This is a genomic window from Micromonospora arida (assembly GCF_003857035.1).
GTDB lineage: Bacteria > Actinomycetota > Actinomycetes > Mycobacteriales > Micromonosporaceae > Micromonospora > Micromonospora arida.
In genome coordinates, this window is record NZ_QGSY01000275.1 from 44,510 (window position 1) to 62,469 (window position 17,960).

General features: G+C 68.8%; 13 protein-coding genes. 11 read left to right on the forward strand and 2 right to left on the reverse strand.

Features of this window, described 5'->3' with window-relative positions; all coding sequences use genetic code 11:
- The first annotated feature begins 68 nt into the window (after positions 1-68).
- Together DLJ58_RS27650 and DLJ58_RS27655 are read left to right on the forward strand one after the other, a co-directional pair.
- Positions 69-1,535 (forward strand): endo-1,4-beta-xylanase, encoded by a 1,467-nt coding sequence (locus tag DLJ58_RS27650; protein ID WP_124860608.1) that lies wholly within the window; start codon positions 69-71, stop codon positions 1,533-1,535.
- Between the two features lie 228 nt (positions 1,536-1,763).
- Positions 1,764-3,152, forward strand: coding sequence for an RICIN domain-containing protein (locus DLJ58_RS27655; RefSeq protein ID WP_124860610.1), 1,389 nt, complete (start codon positions 1,764-1,766; stop codon positions 3,150-3,152).
- Positions 3,153-3,226: 74 nt separating this feature from the next.
- On the opposite strand, the gene DLJ58_RS27660 is transcribed toward DLJ58_RS27655, so the two are convergent.
- A complete protein-coding gene (locus DLJ58_RS27660) occupies positions 3,227-3,997 on the reverse strand; it encodes a FadR/GntR family transcriptional regulator (protein ID WP_124860612.1) in 771 nt (256 codons plus the stop codon).
- A gap of 146 nt (positions 3,998-4,143) precedes the next feature.
- On the opposite strand from DLJ58_RS27660, the gene DLJ58_RS27665 reads away from it, so the two are divergent.
- The 8 genes from DLJ58_RS27665 to DLJ58_RS27700 all read left to right on the forward strand — a co-directional run bounded on the left by DLJ58_RS27665 (position 4,144) and on the right by DLJ58_RS27700 (position 12,209).
- Positions 4,144-5,406 (forward strand): ABC transporter substrate-binding protein, encoded by a 1,263-nt coding sequence (locus tag DLJ58_RS27665; protein WP_124860614.1) that lies wholly within the window; start codon positions 4,144-4,146, stop codon positions 5,404-5,406.
- Positions 5,407-5,410: 4 nt separating this feature from the next.
- Positions 5,411-6,391, forward strand: coding sequence for a carbohydrate ABC transporter permease (locus tag DLJ58_RS27670; protein ID WP_208741361.1), 981 nt, complete (start codon positions 5,411-5,413; stop codon positions 6,389-6,391).
- Positions 6,391-7,218, forward strand: a complete 828-nt coding sequence (locus tag DLJ58_RS27675; RefSeq protein ID WP_124860616.1) for a carbohydrate ABC transporter permease — start codon at positions 6,391-6,393, stop codon at positions 7,216-7,218. The genes DLJ58_RS27670 and DLJ58_RS27675 overlap by 1 nt, the downstream gene beginning before the upstream one ends.
- Position 7,219: 1 nt before the next feature.
- Positions 7,220-8,443, forward strand: coding sequence for a mandelate racemase/muconate lactonizing enzyme family protein (locus DLJ58_RS27680; protein WP_124860618.1), 1,224 nt, complete (start codon positions 7,220-7,222; stop codon positions 8,441-8,443).
- Positions 8,444-8,549: 106 nt separating this feature from the next.
- Positions 8,550-9,575, forward strand: a complete 1,026-nt coding sequence (locus tag DLJ58_RS27685) for a zinc-dependent alcohol dehydrogenase (protein ID WP_124860620.1) — start codon at positions 8,550-8,552, stop codon at positions 9,573-9,575.
- Positions 9,572-10,333 carry a 2-dehydro-3-deoxy-D-gluconate 5-dehydrogenase KduD gene (gene kduD / locus DLJ58_RS27690; protein ID WP_124860622.1) on the forward strand — a complete coding sequence of 254 codons (762 nt, stop codon included), beginning with the start codon at positions 9,572-9,574 and terminating at the stop codon, positions 10,331-10,333. Before DLJ58_RS27685 ends, kduD begins: the two co-directional genes overlap by 4 nt.
- Entirely contained in the window at positions 10,330-11,208 is an 879-nt protein-coding gene (locus DLJ58_RS27695; protein ID WP_124860624.1) for an amidohydrolase family protein, read from the forward strand. The genes kduD and DLJ58_RS27695 overlap by 4 nt, the downstream gene beginning before the upstream one ends.
- A complete protein-coding gene (locus tag DLJ58_RS27700; protein WP_124860626.1) occupies positions 11,205-12,209 on the forward strand; it encodes an aldo/keto reductase in 1,005 nt (334 codons plus the stop codon). Before DLJ58_RS27695 ends, DLJ58_RS27700 begins: the two co-directional genes overlap by 4 nt.
- Before the next feature lie 133 nt (positions 12,210-12,342).
- On the opposite strand, the gene DLJ58_RS27705 is transcribed toward DLJ58_RS27700, so the two are convergent.
- Positions 12,343-15,891 (reverse strand): ThuA domain-containing protein, encoded by a 3,549-nt coding sequence (locus DLJ58_RS27705; protein ID WP_124860628.1) that lies wholly within the window; start codon positions 15,889-15,891, stop codon positions 12,343-12,345.
- A gap of 521 nt (positions 15,892-16,412) precedes the next feature.
- On the opposite strand from DLJ58_RS27705, the gene DLJ58_RS27710 reads away from it, so the two are divergent.
- Positions 16,413-17,924: a sugar ABC transporter ATP-binding protein gene (locus DLJ58_RS27710; protein WP_124860630.1), complete on the forward strand. Its 1,512-nt coding sequence runs from the start codon at positions 16,413-16,415 to the stop codon at positions 17,922-17,924.
- Positions 17,925-17,960: the final 36 nt, after the last annotated feature.

Below are 17,960 nucleotides of genomic sequence, written 5' to 3' on the forward strand. Positions count from 1 at the left end.
TCCCGATCGGTCGCCCCGAGTGAAGTGGCACATCACCACCACCGATGCAACCACTGAAAAGGAACGCCATGAAACCCATGAGAACGATGCTGGCGGCGGCGACCATGGCCGTCGCCCTCACCACCGGCATGACGGTCGCGCTGACCCCCGCATCCGGTGCCGGCACGACCCTGAAGGCGGCCGCCGCCGAGAAGGGCCGCTACTTCGGCGCGGCTGTCGCCGTCGGCAAGCTGTCGACCAGCGCCTACACGACCATTCTGAACCGTGAGTTCAACAGTGTCGTGCCCGAGAACGAGATGAAGTGGAGCTCGACCGAGCCGCAGCAGGGCACCTTCACCTACTCCAGTGGTGACCGCCTGGTCAGCCACGCGCAGGCCAACGGCATGAGCGTGCGGGGTCACACGCTGTTGTGGCACGCGCAGCAGCCGGGCTGGGCGCAGGGCATGTCGGGCAGCGCGTTGCGAAACGCGGCCATCAACCACGTCACGCAGGTCGCGACGCACTACCGGGGCAAGATCTATGCCTGGGACGTGGTGAACGAGGCGTTCGCCGATGGTGGCAGCGGTGGGCGTCGGGACTCGAACCTGCAGCGCACCGGCAACGACTGGATCGAGGCGGCGTTCCGGGCGGCGCGGGCTGCGGATCCGGGTGCGAAGTTGTGTTACAACGACTACAACACCGATGGGATCAACGCGAAGTCGACGGGGATCTACAACATGGTGCGGGACTTCAAGTCCCGTGGCGTGCCGATCGACTGCGTGGGTTTCCAGTCGCACCTGGGCACCTCGCTGGCCGGTGACTACCAGGCCAACCTCCAGCGGTTCGCCGATCTCGGTGTGGACGTGCAGATCACCGAACTGGACGTGATGACCGGCGGCAACCAGGCCAACATCTACGGCGCCGTCACCCGCGCCTGCCTGGCCGTCTCGCGCTGCACCGGCATCACCACCTGGGGCGTGCGGGACTGCGACTCGTGGCGTGGCTCGGACAACGCACTGCTGTTCGACTGCAACGGCAACAAGAAGGCCGCGTACACCGCCGTTCTGGACGCCCTCAACGGCGGCTCGACCCCGCCCACCACGCCCCCGCCGGGGTCCGGGGTGGACACCAGCGCCTGGTACGTGTTGCTCAACCGGAACAGCGGCAAGGCGCTGGACGTGTACGCCTCGGCCACCAACGACGGGGCGCGGATCAGCCAGTGGACGCGCAACAACGGCGTCAACCAGCAGTGGCAGTTCGTGGACTCGGGGGATGGCTACTACCGGGTGAAGTCCCGTAACTCCAGCAAGGTGCTCGACGTCAGCGGCTTCTCCACCGCCGACGGCGGCGCGATCGTGCAGTGGTCCGACCTCAACGGCACGAACCAGCAGTTCCGACTCGCGAACTCGTCCGACGGCTACGTACGCCTGATCAACCGCAACAGCAACAAGGCAGTCGAGGTGCAGGGCGCGTCCACCGCCGACGGCGGAAACATCGTCCAGTACGCCGACTGGGGCGGCAACAACCAGCAGTGGCAACTGGTCCGGATCGGCTGACGACCGCCGCCATCGACTGGCTGCCGGCCCTCTGAATCCGTCCGGCGCCCGCCCCGGCGAGGTGTGACCAGTGGCGGCCCGCCCCATCCGGGGCGGGCCGCCGTGACCGCCAGGTCGCGGCTGACTACGACCGCGCGGATCGATACGCCACCACCAGGACCCGGCACGCACGCCACGGCACGCGCGGGCGCTCCCGCTCGTGGGTGACCCCGATCGAAGGAGTGGACCATGAAAGCCCTCGGTGAGGCTCGTCCCGCCTCTCGACAAAGATCTCGCTGGCGGTCAGGGTTGGCCGCGGCGGCGGCCGCGGTCATGGCAGCCAGCGCACTCGTCGCGGTCAACGCGGCGCCCGCGGCGGCAGCGACAGTGGACACCAATGCCTCCTACGTGCTGGTGAACCGCAACAGCGGTAAGGCGCTGGACCTGTACGGCTCGGCCACCAACGACGGGGCGCGGATCAGCCAGTGGACGCGCAACAACGGCGTCAACCAGCAGTGGCAGTTCGTCGACTCCGGGGGTGGCTACTACCGGATCAAGTCGCGGCACTCGGGCAAGGTGCTCGACGTCAGTGGTTTCTCCACCGCCGACGGCGGCGCGATCGTGCAGTGGTCCGACCTCAACGGGACGAACCAGCAGTTCCGGCTGGCCGATTCGGACGGCGGCTACGTTCGGCTGATCAACCGCAACAGCAACAAGGCGGTCGAGGTGCAGGGCGCGTCCACCGCCGACGGCGGAAACATCGTCCAGTACGCCGACTGGGGCGGCACCAACCAGCAGTGGCAGCTCGTCGCCGTCGACGGTGGCACCACCCCTCCACCCACGGGTGGTAGCGGGTGCGGCAAGACACCGACGCTGGCCAGCGGCACGCACACGATCCAGAGCAATGGCAAGAGCCGGACCTTCATCCTTCGGGTGCCCGCCAACTACAACAACAGCAACCCCTACCGGCTGATCTTCGCTTTCCACTGGCGGGGCGGCACCATGCAGGAGATCTCCTCCGGCGGCACCAGCGGGACCGCCTGGTCCTACTACGGGCAGCAGGAGCAGTCGAACAACAGCGCCATCCTGGTGGCGCCCCAGGGGTTCGGCAACGGCTGGGGCAACTCCGGCGGTGAGGACATCACCTTCGTCGACGACATGATCAGCCGGATCGAGAGCAGCCTCTGCGTCAACCCGAGGCAGCGGTTCGCGCTCGGCTTCAGTTGGGGCGGAGGCATGAGCTACGCCGTCGCCTGCGCCCGAGCCAACGTCTTCCGGGCCGTCGCGGTCATCTCCGGCGCGCAGATCAGCGGGTGCAGCGGCGGTACGCAGCCGATCGCGTACTTCGGGCTGCACGGCATCACGGACAACGTCCTGAACATCTCCCAGGGCAGAGCGCTGCGCGACACCTTCGTCCGCAACAACGGTTGCACCGCGCAGAGCCCGCGCGAGCCGGCCGGCGGCAGTCGTACCCACATCACGACCGCCTACTCGGGTTGTCGGGCCGGATACCCGGTGCAGTGGGCCGCGTACGACAACGGCCACATGCCCGGCCCGGTGGACGGCACCTACGCCGAGAGCGGCATCACGACCTGGACCAAGGGTGAGATCTGGAGGTTCTTCGCCCAGTTCTCGTGACTCTTGTCGGCCTCAGCTGGCGGCGCCTGCCCCCCCGTACCTCGGGGGCGGGCGCCGTCCGTTGCCTGTGACGGTCAGCGTTCGAGGCGGACGGGGCTCCCCGAGCCACTGCGGCGGACCAGCCAGGCCTCGGTGATGTGGGTGAACATCGCCTCGGCGGCGCCGTTGGAGTCGTGGGCGGCGATGCGCTCGTAGATGCGTCGGTGACCCTGGTTGGACGCCACGCACAGCGCGCGCTCGGTCCGGCCCATGTAGCGGGCGGTGTTGATGACCTGGCTCTCCAGCGCGCGTACGACGCCCCGAGCGATGCGGTTGCCGGATGCCTGCATGATCGTGTCGTGGAAGGCCCGATCGTGGTCGTGGTAGGTGACGTGATCGTCGACGAGTTCGTCCATCCGGTCCACCATGGCCCGCAGCCGATCGATGGTCTCGGTGTCGGCGAGGCGGGCGGCGACGTTCGCCATGTCGGACTCCAGCACCCGCCGGGTGACGACCAGGTCGTCGAGGATGGCGAGGCTGTCGTCCACCGCGATGGTCGCCGCGAGGACCAGCTCGTCGAGCATGTCCCAGTGTGCTGGTGGGGTCACCATGGTGCCGGCGCCCTGGCGGACCTGCACCAGCCCCTTCTCCTGAAGGATCTTCACTGCTTCCCGGACGACGGTCCGGCTCACGCCGAAGGTCTCGCAGAGGATCGGCTCGGGGGGTAGGGACGACCCGGACGGGTGTACGCCGCGGACAATGCGCTCCACCAGTTCGGCGGTGACCGCCCTGGCGAGGTTGGTCGGCCGACGCACCCATGCCGGGGTCCCCGGGCTGTTCAGGGCTGTTTCCTGCGGTGGCGTCATGTCCCCCTCCGATGGCTCGCCGTGGCACGACGTCCGGATCAGTGTACGGCCGACCGTTGACGTAACACGTCATACGAGTTACCTTCCGGTCAACATTTGGCTAGCGGGGCACCCGCCGGCCACCCCCCATATAGAGGTGACAACTGATGAGACAGCGCGCGATGTGGTCGGCCGTCCTCGTTGTGGGCCTGGCCCTGGCCGGTTGTGGAAGTGCTAGCGATTCGGGCAAGTCGACCAGCTCCGATGGCAAGTTGGTCGTGTGGGACTGGAAGTCCGGCGAGCCATTCGCCAAATCCTATCTGGACAAGGCCAAGGCCGACTTCAAGAAGAAGCACGCCGACGTCGAGGTCGAGTTCGTCGCGCAGCCGTTCGACCAGTACTACACCCTGCTCGGCGCGGCAATCCAGTCCGGCAAGGGCCCCGACGTCATGATGTTCAACGGCGGTGGCCAGATCCGCGACCGGGTGGACGCGTTGGTGCCGATCACCGACTACGTCGCCGAGGACAAGCAGCGGCTGGCCGGATGGGACGCGTTCACCAAGGACGGCAAGGTCTACGGCGGCCCGGTGACGCTGCAGGGTTACCCGATCTACTACAACAAGGAGATCTACCGGAAGGCCGGCCTCGACCCGGCCAGCCCGGCCACCACCTGGGACAAGTTCGTAGCGGACTGCGCCGCCATCGCCAAGGCCAGCTCCAAGTGCTTCGCCCTCGGCAACAAGGAGGGCGTCGGCATTCAGTTCTGGATGTCGAGCCTGGGCTCGACCACTCTCACCGCCCAGGAGTACGACGCCTGGATCGCCGGCAAGCGCGACTGGAACTCCCCCAACGTCAAGCGGATCTTCCAGACCTGGAAGGAGGCCGGTGACAAGAAGATGAACACGGACGGGGCCAACTCGACCGCGATGTTCAACGACTCCTTCGCAGCCTTCCAGTCCGGCAAGGCCGCCCACGTCATGGGCCTCATGTCCGACGTCGGGCACTGGAAGTCCTTCAACGAGTTCCTCACCGCGGAGAAGCTCGGCGTCATGAAGGCCCCGGTCGTCACCGCCGGCACCACCCCGAGCCTGCCGTACGACGGTGGCATCGGCTACGCCGTGGCCAAGTGGACGAAGGACCCGAAGGTGGCCGCCGACCTGGTGCGCTCCCTCACCTCGGCCGACGCGTTGAAGGCGTTCTACGCCGACGCCGGCGCGATCGCCGCCGACATCACGATCGACGTCTCGCAGGCCGGCCCGGCTGCCTCCACGATCGTCGCCGAGCTGAAGACCGGCAAGCCGGCTCTGCACGTCGCGCTCTCCTCGAAGACGATCGACCTGATGGGGCGCCTTTCCCAGCAGCTGCTCAGCGGTTCGATCACCGTCGACGAGGTGGTGAAGCAGTTGGCCGCTTCCGACCAGGCGGGCTGACCTCGTGCCGATCGGAAACACGCAACCGTCGGTCCGCCTGGCTTCGGCCGGGCGGGCCGGCGGCCCGGCGGCCACCTCCCCCGCGCGCCGCGGTGGCACCCGTCCCCGTCGCACCCGTGGCGGCCTGGGGGCCGAGCGCTACGCCCCCTACATCCTGATCGCTCCGGCCGTCCTGATCATCGTGGCGCTGCGGCTCTACCCGCTGATCCTCGGGGTCAACTTCTCCTTCACCGGCGATGGTGACCAGAACGGAGAAGCGGTCGGGTTCGGCAACTACCAGGAACTGTTCGCTGATCCGCTGTTCCGCACCGCTCTGGGCAACGTCGGCCTGCTGGTGTTGCTGCTTCCGGTGGCGGTGGCGATCCCCGGCCTCCTCGCCACCTTCATCTTCCTCCGGGTGCCGGGCCACCGCTTCTACCGCAGCGTCTACTTCTTTCCGGCGGTGCTCTCGCCGGTCATCGTCGGGGCGATCTTCAACCTGCTGCTCGCCTTCGACGGCCCCCTCAACGCCGTCCTCGGGTCGATCGGTGTCGGTCCGGTGGACTGGCTCGGGGACCCGGACGTCGCGATGTTCATGGTGGTGGGCGTGCACATCTGGGCCACCTTCGGCATGGCACTGGTGGTGTTCCTCGCCGGCTTCGCCACGCTGGACGCCGCGCTGCTGGACGCCGCCCGGGTGGACGGCGCCTCGCTGCGCCAGGTCGTCTGGCACGTGATCATCCCGAGCCTCGCCCGGACCATCCAGTTCGTCTTCGTGACCACGATGATCGGGATGCTGACCTCGATGTTCGGGCTGCTCTTCGTGATGACCAGTGGCGGCCCGGAGGGCTCGACCTACCTGCCGGAGTACTACATCTGGATCCAGCAGGGCCAGATGAACCGCCCGGCTCTCGCGTCCGCCGCGTCCACGATCCTCTTCGCGATCATGCTCGTCGTGGGAATGTTGCAGATCAAACTGCTCGAACGATCGGGAAAGGTGGACTGATGTCCCGCGTCCGACTGGGACGGTGGATGATCGCCATCCCGATGTCACTGCTCGCGGTGGCGACGATCTACCCCCTGCTCTTCACCGCGAACGTCGCGTTGAAGACCCGCCGGGACTACATCCTGGACCGGTTCGGCCTGACCACCACTCTGCAATGGGAGAACATCAGCACGGCGTGGACCAGCGTCGGCATGGGCCGCTACTTCGTCAACTCACTGGTCGTGGTGACGTCGTCGGTGCTGCTGCTGCTCCTGCTCGGGTCGATGGCCGGCTTCGCGCTGAGCCAGTTGCGATTCCGTGGCTCGTCGGCGCTGTTTCTGGGCTGCCTCGCGGGGCTCTTCATCCCGTTCCAGGTGATCATGGTGCCGCTCGCCCGGATCATGGCCGACACCGCGCTGATCGACACGTACCCGGGTCTGATCCTCGTCTACGTGGCCCAGTTCCTGCCCTTCACCGTCTTCCTGATGACGAGCTACTACAAGGGCATCCCACCGGAGATCGTCGACGCCGCCCGGATCGACGGCAACACCGTGTACGGCGTGTATCGCCGGATCATGCTGCCACTGGGCACCCCGGCGCTGCTGTCGGTCGGCATCCTCAACGCCCTGTTCTGCTGGAACGACGTCCTCATGGCGTTGGTGATGATGCCCTCGGCCGAGAACCGGACGCTCATGATCGGGGTGACCTCGTTGCGAGGGCAGTACTCCGACAACATCCCCACCTTCGCGTCCGGGGTGCTGATCGCCGCCATACCCGTCCTATTGGTCTACCTGTTCCTCCAGCGCCAAATTGCCGACGGCGTCGCCGCCGGTTCCACGAAGGGTTGACATGCGGATCACGGGATATCGGACGCTCACCACGGTCCAGGAATGGGGGCGCCCCGTCGGCGACGCCAACGGCGTGTTCGCCGACGGGGTGGTCCCGGTCTCGATCGTCCTCGTCGACACCGACGAGGGCATCACGGGCGTCGGCCTCGGGCCGCACGTCGAGATCGAGCGGATCTTTCCAGCCATCGAGGGCGAAGACCCCCGTGCCGTGACGTCCCTTTACGACCGCATGTTGCGGCACACCTTCAAGGCCGGCCACGCCGGCCCGGTGTTCGGCACCATCGGCGCTCTGGACACCGCGCTGTGGGACATCAAGGCGCAGGCCGCCGGCGAGCCGCTGTGGCGACTGCTGGGCGGACGGGACCGGCGGGTCACCGCCTACGCCTCCGGCCTGGACATCGGGCTCACCGACGACGAACTCGTGGCCGAGTACGAGGTCTACGCGAGCCACGGCCTTCGGGCGGCAAAGCTCAAGGGCGGCCTCGACATCGAGCGCGATCGACACCGCCTCAGCCTGGTCAGAGAGGTTCTGGCCGAGGCCGGGCACGGCCGGCGGCCCGGCCTGATGCTCGACGTCAACGAGGCGTGGACCCGCAAGCAGGCCGTCCGACACGTCTGCGAGCTGGAACGCACCCTGGACCTCATCTGGATCGAGGAGCCGGTCCGGCGCTGGGACGCCGAGGGTCTCGCCGCGGTCAGCCGAGGCGTGTCCGCGTCGGTCGCCACCGGTGAGAACCTGACCGGGCTCGAACAGTACCGTCCGCTGATCGCCGCAGGTGCGGTCGACATCGTCCAGATGGCGGCCGTCTGGGGGGTCACCCACTTCCTGCGGGCGTCCGCCCTGGCCCATGCCCACGACCTGCCGGTCAGCCCGATCGGCAACAGCCCCGTCGGTCTGCTGCACGCCGCGACCTCGGTGCCGAACCACCTGACCAGCGAGTTGCAGGACCTGCACACACCCGTTGGTGTCTCCATCGACCTGCACGTCGAGGATGGCGCCTTCATCCTCGGCGACGCACCCGGTCTCGGTGTCCGGGTGGACGAGGAGCGGATCCGGGCGGTCAATCGCCGTCCGCAGGCGCAGACGGCCGACAGCCCCAACGTCCGGCCGGAGCGGGCCGGACGACGGCTGCTGGCCGGAGTCGACGCGGTGATCCCCACCCGCCAGGTGCCCGTCGTGTCGCTGAACTCCCGCAACGAGGTGTCGCCGACCGTACGGCACTGAGCTGAGCACCAGAGAAGGAAGGGCGTGGGTGCATCGCGACGGCGATGCACCCACGACCATGCCCGGTCGGCACGACCGACGTACCGACCGTCGAGACGGAGGAACGATGAAGGCAGTCGTCTACCGGGGAGCGCGACACCTCGGAATCGAGAACCGCGACCCGGAGCCACCAGGCCCCGGCCAGGTACGGATCGAGGTGGCCTACACCGGCATCTGCGGTACGGATCTGCACATCTACCACGGGGACATGGACGCCCGGGTTGGTGACTCCGCGATCATCGGGCACGAGATGTCCGGGCGGATCGCGGCCGTCGGCGACGGCGTGACCGGCTGGAACATCGGTCAGGCCGTCACCGTGATGCCGACCCGGCCCTGCGGACGCTGCGCCGCCTGCCGGCGGGGCAACTCCCACGTCTGCCACGCGATGAACTTCCTCGGCATCGACTCACCGGGTGCCATGCAGTCCTCCTGGACGGTGCCGGTGGAGCTGGTCCTGCCGCTTCCGGAGGAGTTGCCCCTCGACCACGCGGCGCTCGTCGAGCCGGTGGCGGTCGCCGTGCACGACGTACGCCGGGGGAACGTGACCGCCGACGACCAGGTGGTCGTGGTCGGTGGTGGGCCGGTGGGCGTCCTCATCGCCACCGTCGCCCGGGGCCGTGGCGGGCGGGTGCTCCTCGTCGAGCCGGACCCGTTCCGACGCGAGGTGGCGGAGGGGATCGGGATCGAGGCCGTCGACCCGCGAGCGACCGACGTCGTGGCGCTGGTCAACGACCGTACCGATGGCGCGGGCGCCGACATCGCCTTCGAGGTGTCCGGCTCCCCGGCCGGCGTCACCACTGCTGTCGACGTCCTCACCACTCGGGGGCGGCTGGTCATGGTGGCGATCCATCCTCAGCCCCGCGAGGTCAACCTGCACCGGTTCTTCTGGCGTGAGCTGGAACTCCTGGGTGCCCGGCTGTATCAGCGCGACGACATGGTGGAGGCGATCCGGTTGGTCGCCTCGGGTGCGATCCCGGCACAGCGGCTGATCTCCCGGGTCGAGCCGGTCGAGGCGGCCGGCGCGGCCTTCGAGGCGCTGGAGGGTGGCGGCGTCATGAAGGTGCTGCTCGATGTGCGGGAGGGAAACCAGTGACGGTGTTGTTCGACCTGTCCGGCCAGACCGCCGTCGTGACCGGGGCGCGGCGCGGTATCGGCCTCGCCATGGCCGAGGCCCTGGCCCTGGCCGGCGCCGACATCGTGGGGGTCTCCGCCCAGCTCGAAGCGGAGGGCAGCGAGGTCGAACGCCGGGTGCGCGCCACCGGCCGCCGGTTCACCGGGCTGCGGGCGGACCTCGGCGACCGGGCGGCCGTGCACCGGTTGGCCAGCGACATCACCGCGCTCGGGCCGGTCGACATCCTGGTGAACAACGGTGGCACGATCGCCCGGACCCCGGCCGTCGAGCACCCGGACGAGATGTGGGACCAGGTGATCGAGGTCAACCTCAGCAGCCAGTTCATCCTCAGCCGGGAGATCGGCCGGACGATGGTCGAGCGCGGCCGAGGAAAGATCATTTTCACCGCGTCGTTGTTGAGCTTCCAGGGCGGCATCACCGTCCCTGGTTACGCCGCCTCGAAGTCGGGCGTGGCCGGCCTCACCAAGGCGCTCGCGAACGAGTGGGCGGCCCACGGGGTCAACGTCAACGCCATCGCGCCCGGCTACATCGCCACCGACAACACCCAGGCGCTGCGCGACGACCCCGACCGCAACCAGGCGATCCTCGGCCGGATCCCGGCCGGGCGGTGGGGCCGGGCCGACGATCTCGGCGGTGCCACCGTGTTCCTGGCGTCGACAGCGTCGGACTACGTCAACGGCGTGGTGCTGCCCGTCGACGGCGGCTGGTTGGGCCGATGACGGGCGCGCAGGAGCCCGGGCAGACCGGGATCGTCGACGCACACCACCACCTCTGGGTCCGGGCACGGCACCCGCAGCCGTGGATCGACCCGGTGACCATGGCGGCCATCGACGCCGACTTCGAACCCGCCGATCTCGCGCCGCCAGCCCGGGCGGCCGGGGTCACAGCGACAGTGGTGGTGCAGTCCATCGCCTCCGACACGGAGACGGTCGACCTGCTGGGAGTGGCCGCCGAGGACACCCTCGTCCGTGGGGTCGTCGGCTGGGTGGACCTGACCGCCGCCGACGTCGCGGAGCACCTCGACGGTCTGCGGGCAGCCCGAGGCGGGGAACGCCTCGTCGGCATCCGCCACCTCGTGCAGTCCGAGACCGACCCGGCCTTCCTGGACCGTCCCGACGGACGTCGGGGGATCGCGGCGGTGGGCGCCGCCGGCCTCGTCTTCGACCTGCTGGTACGCCAACACCAACTCCCCATGGCCGCGCGCCTCACGCGCGACCTGCCCGAGGTCAGCTTCGTCCTCGACCACCTCGGCAAGCCCGCGCTCGGCAGTCCGGAGATGGCCGAGTGGAGCCGGGACCTGCGGTCGTTGGCGGCCTCGCCCAACACGACGGCGAAGCTCTCCGGGCTGGTGACCGAGGTGCCGCACCCGTACTGGACGCCGGCTGACCTTCGACCCGCCGTCGAGGACGCCCTCGACGCGTTCGGGCCGGAGCGACTGATGTTCGGCTCGGACTGGCCGGTCTGCCTGCTCGCCAGTTCGTACCAGCGGTGGGTCGACACCCTGGCGGAGCTGCTGGAGGGCCGGGACGGGGCCGACCAGGCGTCGGTCTGGGGTGGGACGGCACGCCGCGTCTACGGGTTGGAGCCATCATGATGGCGCGCGCACTGCCGCGCCGCCCGCAGCTACGACTCACCGAGCTGGGCTTCGGCGCGGCCCAGGGGGGCAACCTGTACCGGACGACGACGGACGAGGAGTTCGCCTCTGCGGTCGACGCCTCGTGGGAGGCGGGCGTCCGGTACTTCGACACCGCGCCGCACTACGGTCTCGGGCTGTCCGAGCGCCGCCTCGGCGCGGCGCTGCGCCAACGGCCGCGCGACGAGTACGTGGTGTCGACGAAGGTCGGGCGACTCCTGGTGCCGTCGCCCCAGGACGCGCACCTGCGGGACTCCGAGGGGTTCGACGTTCCCGCGACCCACCGGCGGGTCTGGGACTTCAGCCGCGACGGCGTACTCCGCTCGATCGAGGCCAGCCTGGACCGGACCGGGCTGGACCGGATCGACGTCGTCTACCTGCACGACCCGGACGACCACTGGGAGCAGGCCGCGCACGTGGCCGTGCCGGCCCTGGTCGACCTGCGCGACCAGGGCGTCGTGGGCGCGATCGGCGCCGGGATGAACCAGTCGGCGATGCTGGCCCGGTTCGTCCGGGAGACCGACGTCGACGTGATGATGTGCGCCGGGCGGTACACCCTGCTCGAACAGGGCGCCGCCGCCGACCTGCTGCCGGCCGCTGAGAGCCGGGGGGTGGGCGTGGTCATCGCGGGCGTCTACAACTCGGGCCTGCTCTCGCGGGACCGGCCGCCGGCCGACGCCGTCTACAACTACGAGCAGGCCCCGGCGGCGTTGATCGAGCGGGCGCGGCGGATCGCCACGGTCTGCGAGACGTTCGGGGTGACACTGCCGCAGGCGGCACTCGCCTTCGTCCGCCAGCACCCGGCCGTGGTGTCGACGGTGGTCGGTGTCCGCACCGAGGCGCAGGTCACCGAGACGGTACGACGCTCCGATGTCGCCGTACCCGAGGAGCTGTGGGACGACCTGGCGGCGGCCGGGCTGCTCACCGTGCCGCCCGGCCGGCTTCCCCTCGGTCCTGCCTGACTGACGACGACGTCCACCTTTGCTCTGCACCCGCGGATGCGACGGTGACGACGACGTCCCGGTCGGGACCGGCTCCGTTACTCGGACACCGGTCCCGACCGGGACGTCATCTGTTACCGCGACAGCCGCAGGGTCAGAGCGCGGTGAACCGCCACAGCTGGTTCGTCGCGTTGCTGCAGGTCCACTGCAACACCCGGGCGCCGTCGGCCGTGGAAGCGCCGTTGACGTCCAGGCAGAGCCCGCTCAGCACACTCTTCACCGTGTACACGCCGGAGGTTCCGGTCGCGGTGGCGGTGAACTTCTGCTGGTTGCCGTTGTTGCAGGTGGCCTGCTGGACGAAGGCACCCGCCGTGGTCGAGCTGCCGACGACCTCGACGCACTTGCCGCTGTGCACCGCCTTGAGGTAGAGCGCGCCGTTACCGGCGTCGACGGCCTGCCACTTCTGGTTGTTGCCACCGGTGGACGCCCACTGGGTGATCTGGGCGCCGTCGGCGGTGGAGACACCGCTGACGTCCATCAGCTTGTTGCTGTGCTGCGCCGTGACCGTGTAGGTCTTGCCGGCCAGGCCGGTGCCGGTGCCGGTGCCGGGTGTCCCGACGCCGTTGCCGCCGAAGGTGTGCGAGTCCAGATCGAAAGAGTTGTTGCTGTTCTTGAACACCATGTAGAGCGTGTGCGTACCGCCGAGGGCGGCGACGCTCACCGGTGTCGTGGACTGGTAGTTGTCCCAGCCACCCGTGCTGGGCACCGTGGTGGTGGCCAGCAGGGTGCCGGTCGGCGAGTCGGCCCGTAGCTCGACCGAGCCGCCGCCGGACGGCGACGACAGCCGGTAGCTGACCGTCGAGATCCCCGACAGGTTCATCGGGTTGAACGCGATCCAGTCGTTGCTGGAGATGTCACCGACGCGCTTGGTGCTCTCCGCGGCCGCCTGGTCGACCACCCGGATGCCGGACTGGCTGCTGAAGTACTCGGACTGCTTGTGCTTCGGTTGCAGGATCGCCTGTGCGGTGCCGGTGAGCGGGGACCCGCCGCCCGAGCCGCCGTTGTCGGTGTACCGCGCGTTCAGCACGTAGAACAGGTTGGCGCCATCGGGGTGCCCACCGAGCAGGTCGGTGGAGATGGTGCCCGAGCAGCCCGGGTACTCGGTGGTCTCGTGGGCGTGGTCGTCGTGACCCAGCGCCGGGTTGAGGAACACCTTCGAGCAGTCGACGGTTCCGCCGTCCGGATCGGTCACGGTGATCTGGTACGACACCTTGTCACCGAAGGTCAGCATGCCGCCGTTGCCCGGTGTGGTGATGGTGACCACCGGGGCGCTGTTGCCGACGGTGATCGGGACGTTGGCGAAGCCGGTCTTGCCGGCGCTGTTGGTGACCTTCAACTGGGCGGTGTAGTTGCCGTTGGAGGTGTACACCTTCGACGGGTTTGCCGCCGTCGAGGTGGTGCCGTCGCCGAACGTCCACAGGTAGCTCAGCGTGTTGCCGTCCGGGTCGGACGTGCCGGCGCTGCTGAACTGGACGGTCAGCGGTGCGCTGCCGCTGGTGGGCGTGCCGGTGGCCTTGACGATCGGTGACCGGCCGCCCTGGTTGTAGTCGATCCGGTAGAGCCCGGAGTCGCTGTTGCCGCCGCCGAAGTTGGTGCCCCACTCCAGCAGGTAGAGCGAGCCGTCCTTGCCGAACTCCATGTCCATCGGCTTGTTGAACCGCACGTTGGGCAGGAACGGGTTGGTGCGGGTGACCGCCGACGAGGAGTCGAAGTGCACCTCCTTGACGTAGTTGCGCGCCCACTCGTAGAAGAAGTGCACCCCGTCGTAGTAGGGCGGGAACTTCGTCGCGGAGGGGTTCGACGCGTCGTACCGGTAGACCGGGCCACCCATCGGCGCCGAGCCGCCGGAGCCCAACTCCGTAAAGGTCGGCGAGGTGCCGTAGCCATACCACATATTGGGTGCGACGACCGGCTTCAGGCTGGTCAGACCGGTGTTGTTCGGCGAGTTGTTGACCGGCGAGCTGCAGTTGAACTTGGAGCCGACGACGCCGGTGTCCGGGTTGAACGGCGCGTACGGCTGGTTGTCGCCGTGGCAGAACGGCCAGCCGTAGTTGCCGGCCTGCTTGATGACGTTCAGCTCGACCAGGCCCTCGGGCCCGCGGTTGGTGGTGGGCGGGTTCCGATCCGGTCCGTAGTCGGCCAGGTAGACCCAGCCGTTGGCCGGGTCGATGGAGAAGCGGAACGGGTTGCGGAAGCCCATCGCGTAGACCTCGGGCTTGGTCTGCGCGGTGCCCTGGGGGTAGAGGTTGCCCGTCGGGATGGTGTAGCCACCGTTGGCCGAGGGCCGGATGCGCAGCAGCTTGCCGCGCAGGTCGTTGGTGTTGCCGGCGCTGCGGGCGGCGTCCAGGTTGGACTTACCCGACCGCCAGTCCAGCGGGGCGTAACCCTGCCAGTTCGGGTCCAGGTTCGGCGGCGTGTCGTCGCCGGTGCCGATGAAGAGGTTGCCGTCCGGGCCGAACTTGATGTAGCCGCCGGTGTGGCCGGGCTCCGGGAACGTCCGGTCCCGGTACGCCGGAATGTCGATGATCGTCACGCCGCTGGACGTGTTCAGCGTGTCACCGCTGACCGTGTAGCGGGAGACCCGGTTGACGTCGGTGCTGCTGCTCGCCGGCGAGTGGTAGAGGTAGATGTAGCCGTTGGTGGCGAAGTTGGGGTCCAGCGCCATGCCGGTCAGGCCGTCCTCGCCGCCGGTGTAGACGCTGAGCGTGCCGGCGGTGACGGTGCTGTTGGTGGAGGGCTTGAAGATCTTCACCTGGCCGCCGCGCTGGACGTAGAAGACCCGGCCGTCCGGTGCCACGCCCAGCGCCATCGGGTCGACGGTGTTGTCGTCGAGGGTGCGCTTCTCGAAGTTGCCCCAGACGGTGCCGCCGCAGTCACCGGCGGCGTTACCGGCCGCCCACTTGATGCCACCGAGCACGTGATTCTGGAAGTTCGCCTCGCTGTAGGAACCGATCGCGTGGCCCATCGCGGTGGCCCACACCCGCCCGCCACTGGTGTTGCGGCACCAGGAGATCGGATGATCCGGGCCCATCGCCCGGGATCCCGGGTTGTACGTACGCTCGTCGGCGGTCACCAGCACGTGGACGTTGCCGCGGGGGTTGGCGTCGAAGTTGTACCACTCTTCGCTGCGGGTCCACCGATCCGGCAGGCTGGCCGTCGACGGGTGCTTCTTGTCGGCGACGATGGCGGTGCCCTGGAGTACGCCGGGGGAGTGCTCGGGCATGTGGGCGCCGCCGTTGATGGTCTGGTCCCACCACGGGTACTCGGACTCGATGCCCATGTCGAGGGCGTTGTGGATGCCCACGATGCCCTTGCCGCTGGCGAGGTAACCCTCCACCGCCTGGCGCTGCGCCGCCGAGGTCCAGACCATGCCGGAGGTCTGGAGCATGACGATCACGTCGAAGGTAGCCAGGTTGCTGGCGGTGAAGACGCTCGAGTCCTCGGTGGCCACCACCTCGAAGTTGTTCGCGGTGGCCTGCTGCTGGATCATGCTGATCCCGGCGGCGATCGAGTCGTGGCGGTAGCCGGTGGTCTTGCTGAACACCAGGGCGCGGAAGGCGGGGGCCGCCGACGCGGGTGGGGCGAGGCCGAGCGCCAGTAACAGGCCGGCGATCACCGAGATGAGCAATGTGTTACGACGCATGCCGTCTCCTAGGTTGGGCGGGCGTAGGGATTGCGACCACGGGCCCTGCGACGCGTCAGGTTGACCCTGGACACGTGCGGGGACACGGGCGCGCTTGTCTGCCTCATGCCGTTCGCCGCAACGGCAGTCAGACCTGCGGGACGTCACACAGCGTGATGGTGGCCGTGGTGCTCGTCCCGTGGTCCACGAGGTCAGGATGAGCTAGAGATCGAAGACTGTCAATGCACAAAGTAACGTCCGACGTCCTGCCCGGTGGACGGCGGTCGCGCTCGGCCCCTTTTGCTGCGGCACCGCCTGTCGATCGCGACCCGGCCTGCGGTCGGGCTTGATCGAGGATTGCGGACCCGCATCCAAACATCTATCTTCATACGTGTGATGTTTCGCGGATGTCAAGGGAATGTTTGCACCGCAAGAACGTAAGTCCTCGCTGTTGGCACGAAAGTTTGTTGTCCAGCGCCTCGAAGCCGCCGTAGTGTGGCATTTAATCTTGTCGATGACTACTGTCTGTGAGGGCTTTCGGGATGTCAGATCCGCCGCCGACGCCGCTTCTCACCCTTCGGGGCATCGGCAAGTCCTTCCTCGGAGTGCGCGTTCTCGACGGTGTCGACCTCGATGTCGCGCCGGGCGAGGTGCACGCCGTGGTCGGCGAGAACGGTGCCGGGAAGTCCACCCTCATGAAGATCGTCTCGGGCGGGTACGCCCCGGACGGGGGCACTGTCGAGTTCGCCGGTGCGAGACGTACGTTCCGTGGCCCGCGCGACGCGCAGCGGGCCGGCATCGGCATCATCCACCAGGAGTTCAACCTGCTCCCGGAGCGCACCGTAGCGGAGAACGTCTACCTGGGGCACGAGCCGGTCCGACGCGGGCTCGTCGATCGTCGGGGGATGCTCGACCGCACCACGCGGCTGCTCGCCTCGGTCGGTGAGACCACGTTGCCGGCCGACGCCCGGGTGGGGCAGCTGGGCGTCGCGCAGCAGCAGGTCGTCGAGATCGCCAAGGCGCTCGCCCTGGACGCGCGTCTGCTCATCATGGACGAGCCGACCGCCGCGCTGGCCGACCACGAGGTCGAGTTGCTCTACGGGCTGGTGCGCCGACTCCAGGAGCGGGGCATCGGGCTGCTGTACGTCTCGCACCGGCTCGCCGAGGTCTTCGACCTGTCCGGTCGGATCACCGTCCTCAAGGACGGCCGTCGGGTCACCACAGTGGACACCGCAGACACCACCGCAGACGAGCTGGTGCGGCACATGGTCGGCCGGGAGCTGTCCAGCTACTACCCGGACCGGGCCGCCCCCGAGGACCGGGGCCCGGTGCGGCTCAACCTTCGCGACGCGGGAAACCGGAAGCTGCGGGACGTCAACCTCCAGTTGCGCGCCGGCGAGGTGCTCGGTATCGGTGGCCTCCAGGGCTCCGGGCGCTCGGCGCTGGCCCGCGCGATCTTCGGGGTGTCACCGTTCACGACCGGCGACGTCACGCTCGACGACCGGCCGGTCCGACTGCGCTCACCCCGCACCGCGATGCGGGCCGGCATCGCCTACGTCACCGAGGACCGCAAGGGCGAGGGGATCGTCCCCCGGCAGTCGGTGCTGGACAACGCGCTGCTCGCCAGCCGGGCCGTCTTCGCCGCCCGGTCCGGTCGGGCGGCGAGGACCACCCGGGTACGCGAGTTGCTGGCCGCCGTGGAGATCCGTGGCGCCGGCGACGACCAGGAGATCCGCTTTCTGTCCGGCGGCAACCAGCAGAAGGTCGTGCTGGCCCGATGGCTCGCGCTCAACCCGCGGATCCTGCTCTTCGACGAGCCGACCCGGGGGATCGACGTGGGAGCGAAGTCAGCCATTCACGATCTCGTCCGCCGCCTTGCCCGTGATGGCGCGGCCGTGCTGATGATCTCGTCCGATCTACCGGAGCTGCTGGGGATGAGTGACCGGATCGTCGTCATGCGGGACGGCCACGTCGCGGGCGAACTGCCCGCCGGCGCGACCGAGGAGGAGGTCGTCGCGTTGGCGGTCGGCACCGTGCGGGAGCCGGCCCAGTGAGCGCGAGGAGTGAGCCGGGTTTGCGAGCCCCGCAGT

What these genes read in the sequence shown, in the direction of transcription:
- DLJ58_RS27685 (WP_124860620.1), top strand. Translation starts at nt 8,550, where the DNA reads ATGAAGGCAGTCGTCTACCGGGGAGCGCGACACCTCGGAATCGAGAAC.
- DLJ58_RS27705 (WP_124860628.1), bottom strand. Translation starts at nt 15,891, where the DNA reads ATGCGTCGTAACACATTGCTCATCTCGGTGATCGCCGGCCTGTTACTG.
- DLJ58_RS27700 (WP_124860626.1), top strand. Translation starts at nt 11,205, where the DNA reads ATGATGGCGCGCGCACTGCCGCGCCGCCCGCAGCTACGACTCACCGAG.
- DLJ58_RS27680 (WP_124860618.1), top strand. Translation starts at nt 7,220, where the DNA reads ATGCGGATCACGGGATATCGGACGCTCACCACGGTCCAGGAATGGGGG.
- DLJ58_RS27695 (WP_124860624.1), top strand. Translation starts at nt 10,330, where the DNA reads ATGACGGGCGCGCAGGAGCCCGGGCAGACCGGGATCGTCGACGCACAC.
- DLJ58_RS27675 (WP_124860616.1), top strand. Translation starts at nt 6,391, where the DNA reads ATGTCCCGCGTCCGACTGGGACGGTGGATGATCGCCATCCCGATGTCA.
- DLJ58_RS27655 (WP_124860610.1), top strand. Translation starts at nt 1,764, where the DNA reads ATGAAAGCCCTCGGTGAGGCTCGTCCCGCCTCTCGACAAAGATCTCGC.
- DLJ58_RS27650 (WP_124860608.1), top strand. Translation starts at nt 69, where the DNA reads ATGAAACCCATGAGAACGATGCTGGCGGCGGCGACCATGGCCGTCGCC.
- DLJ58_RS27660 (WP_124860612.1), bottom strand. Translation starts at nt 3,997, where the DNA reads ATGACGCCACCGCAGGAAACAGCCCTGAACAGCCCGGGGACCCCGGCA.
- DLJ58_RS27710 (WP_124860630.1), top strand. Translation starts at nt 16,413, where the DNA reads ATGTCAGATCCGCCGCCGACGCCGCTTCTCACCCTTCGGGGCATCGGC.
- DLJ58_RS27665 (WP_124860614.1), top strand. Translation starts at nt 4,144, where the DNA reads ATGAGACAGCGCGCGATGTGGTCGGCCGTCCTCGTTGTGGGCCTGGCC.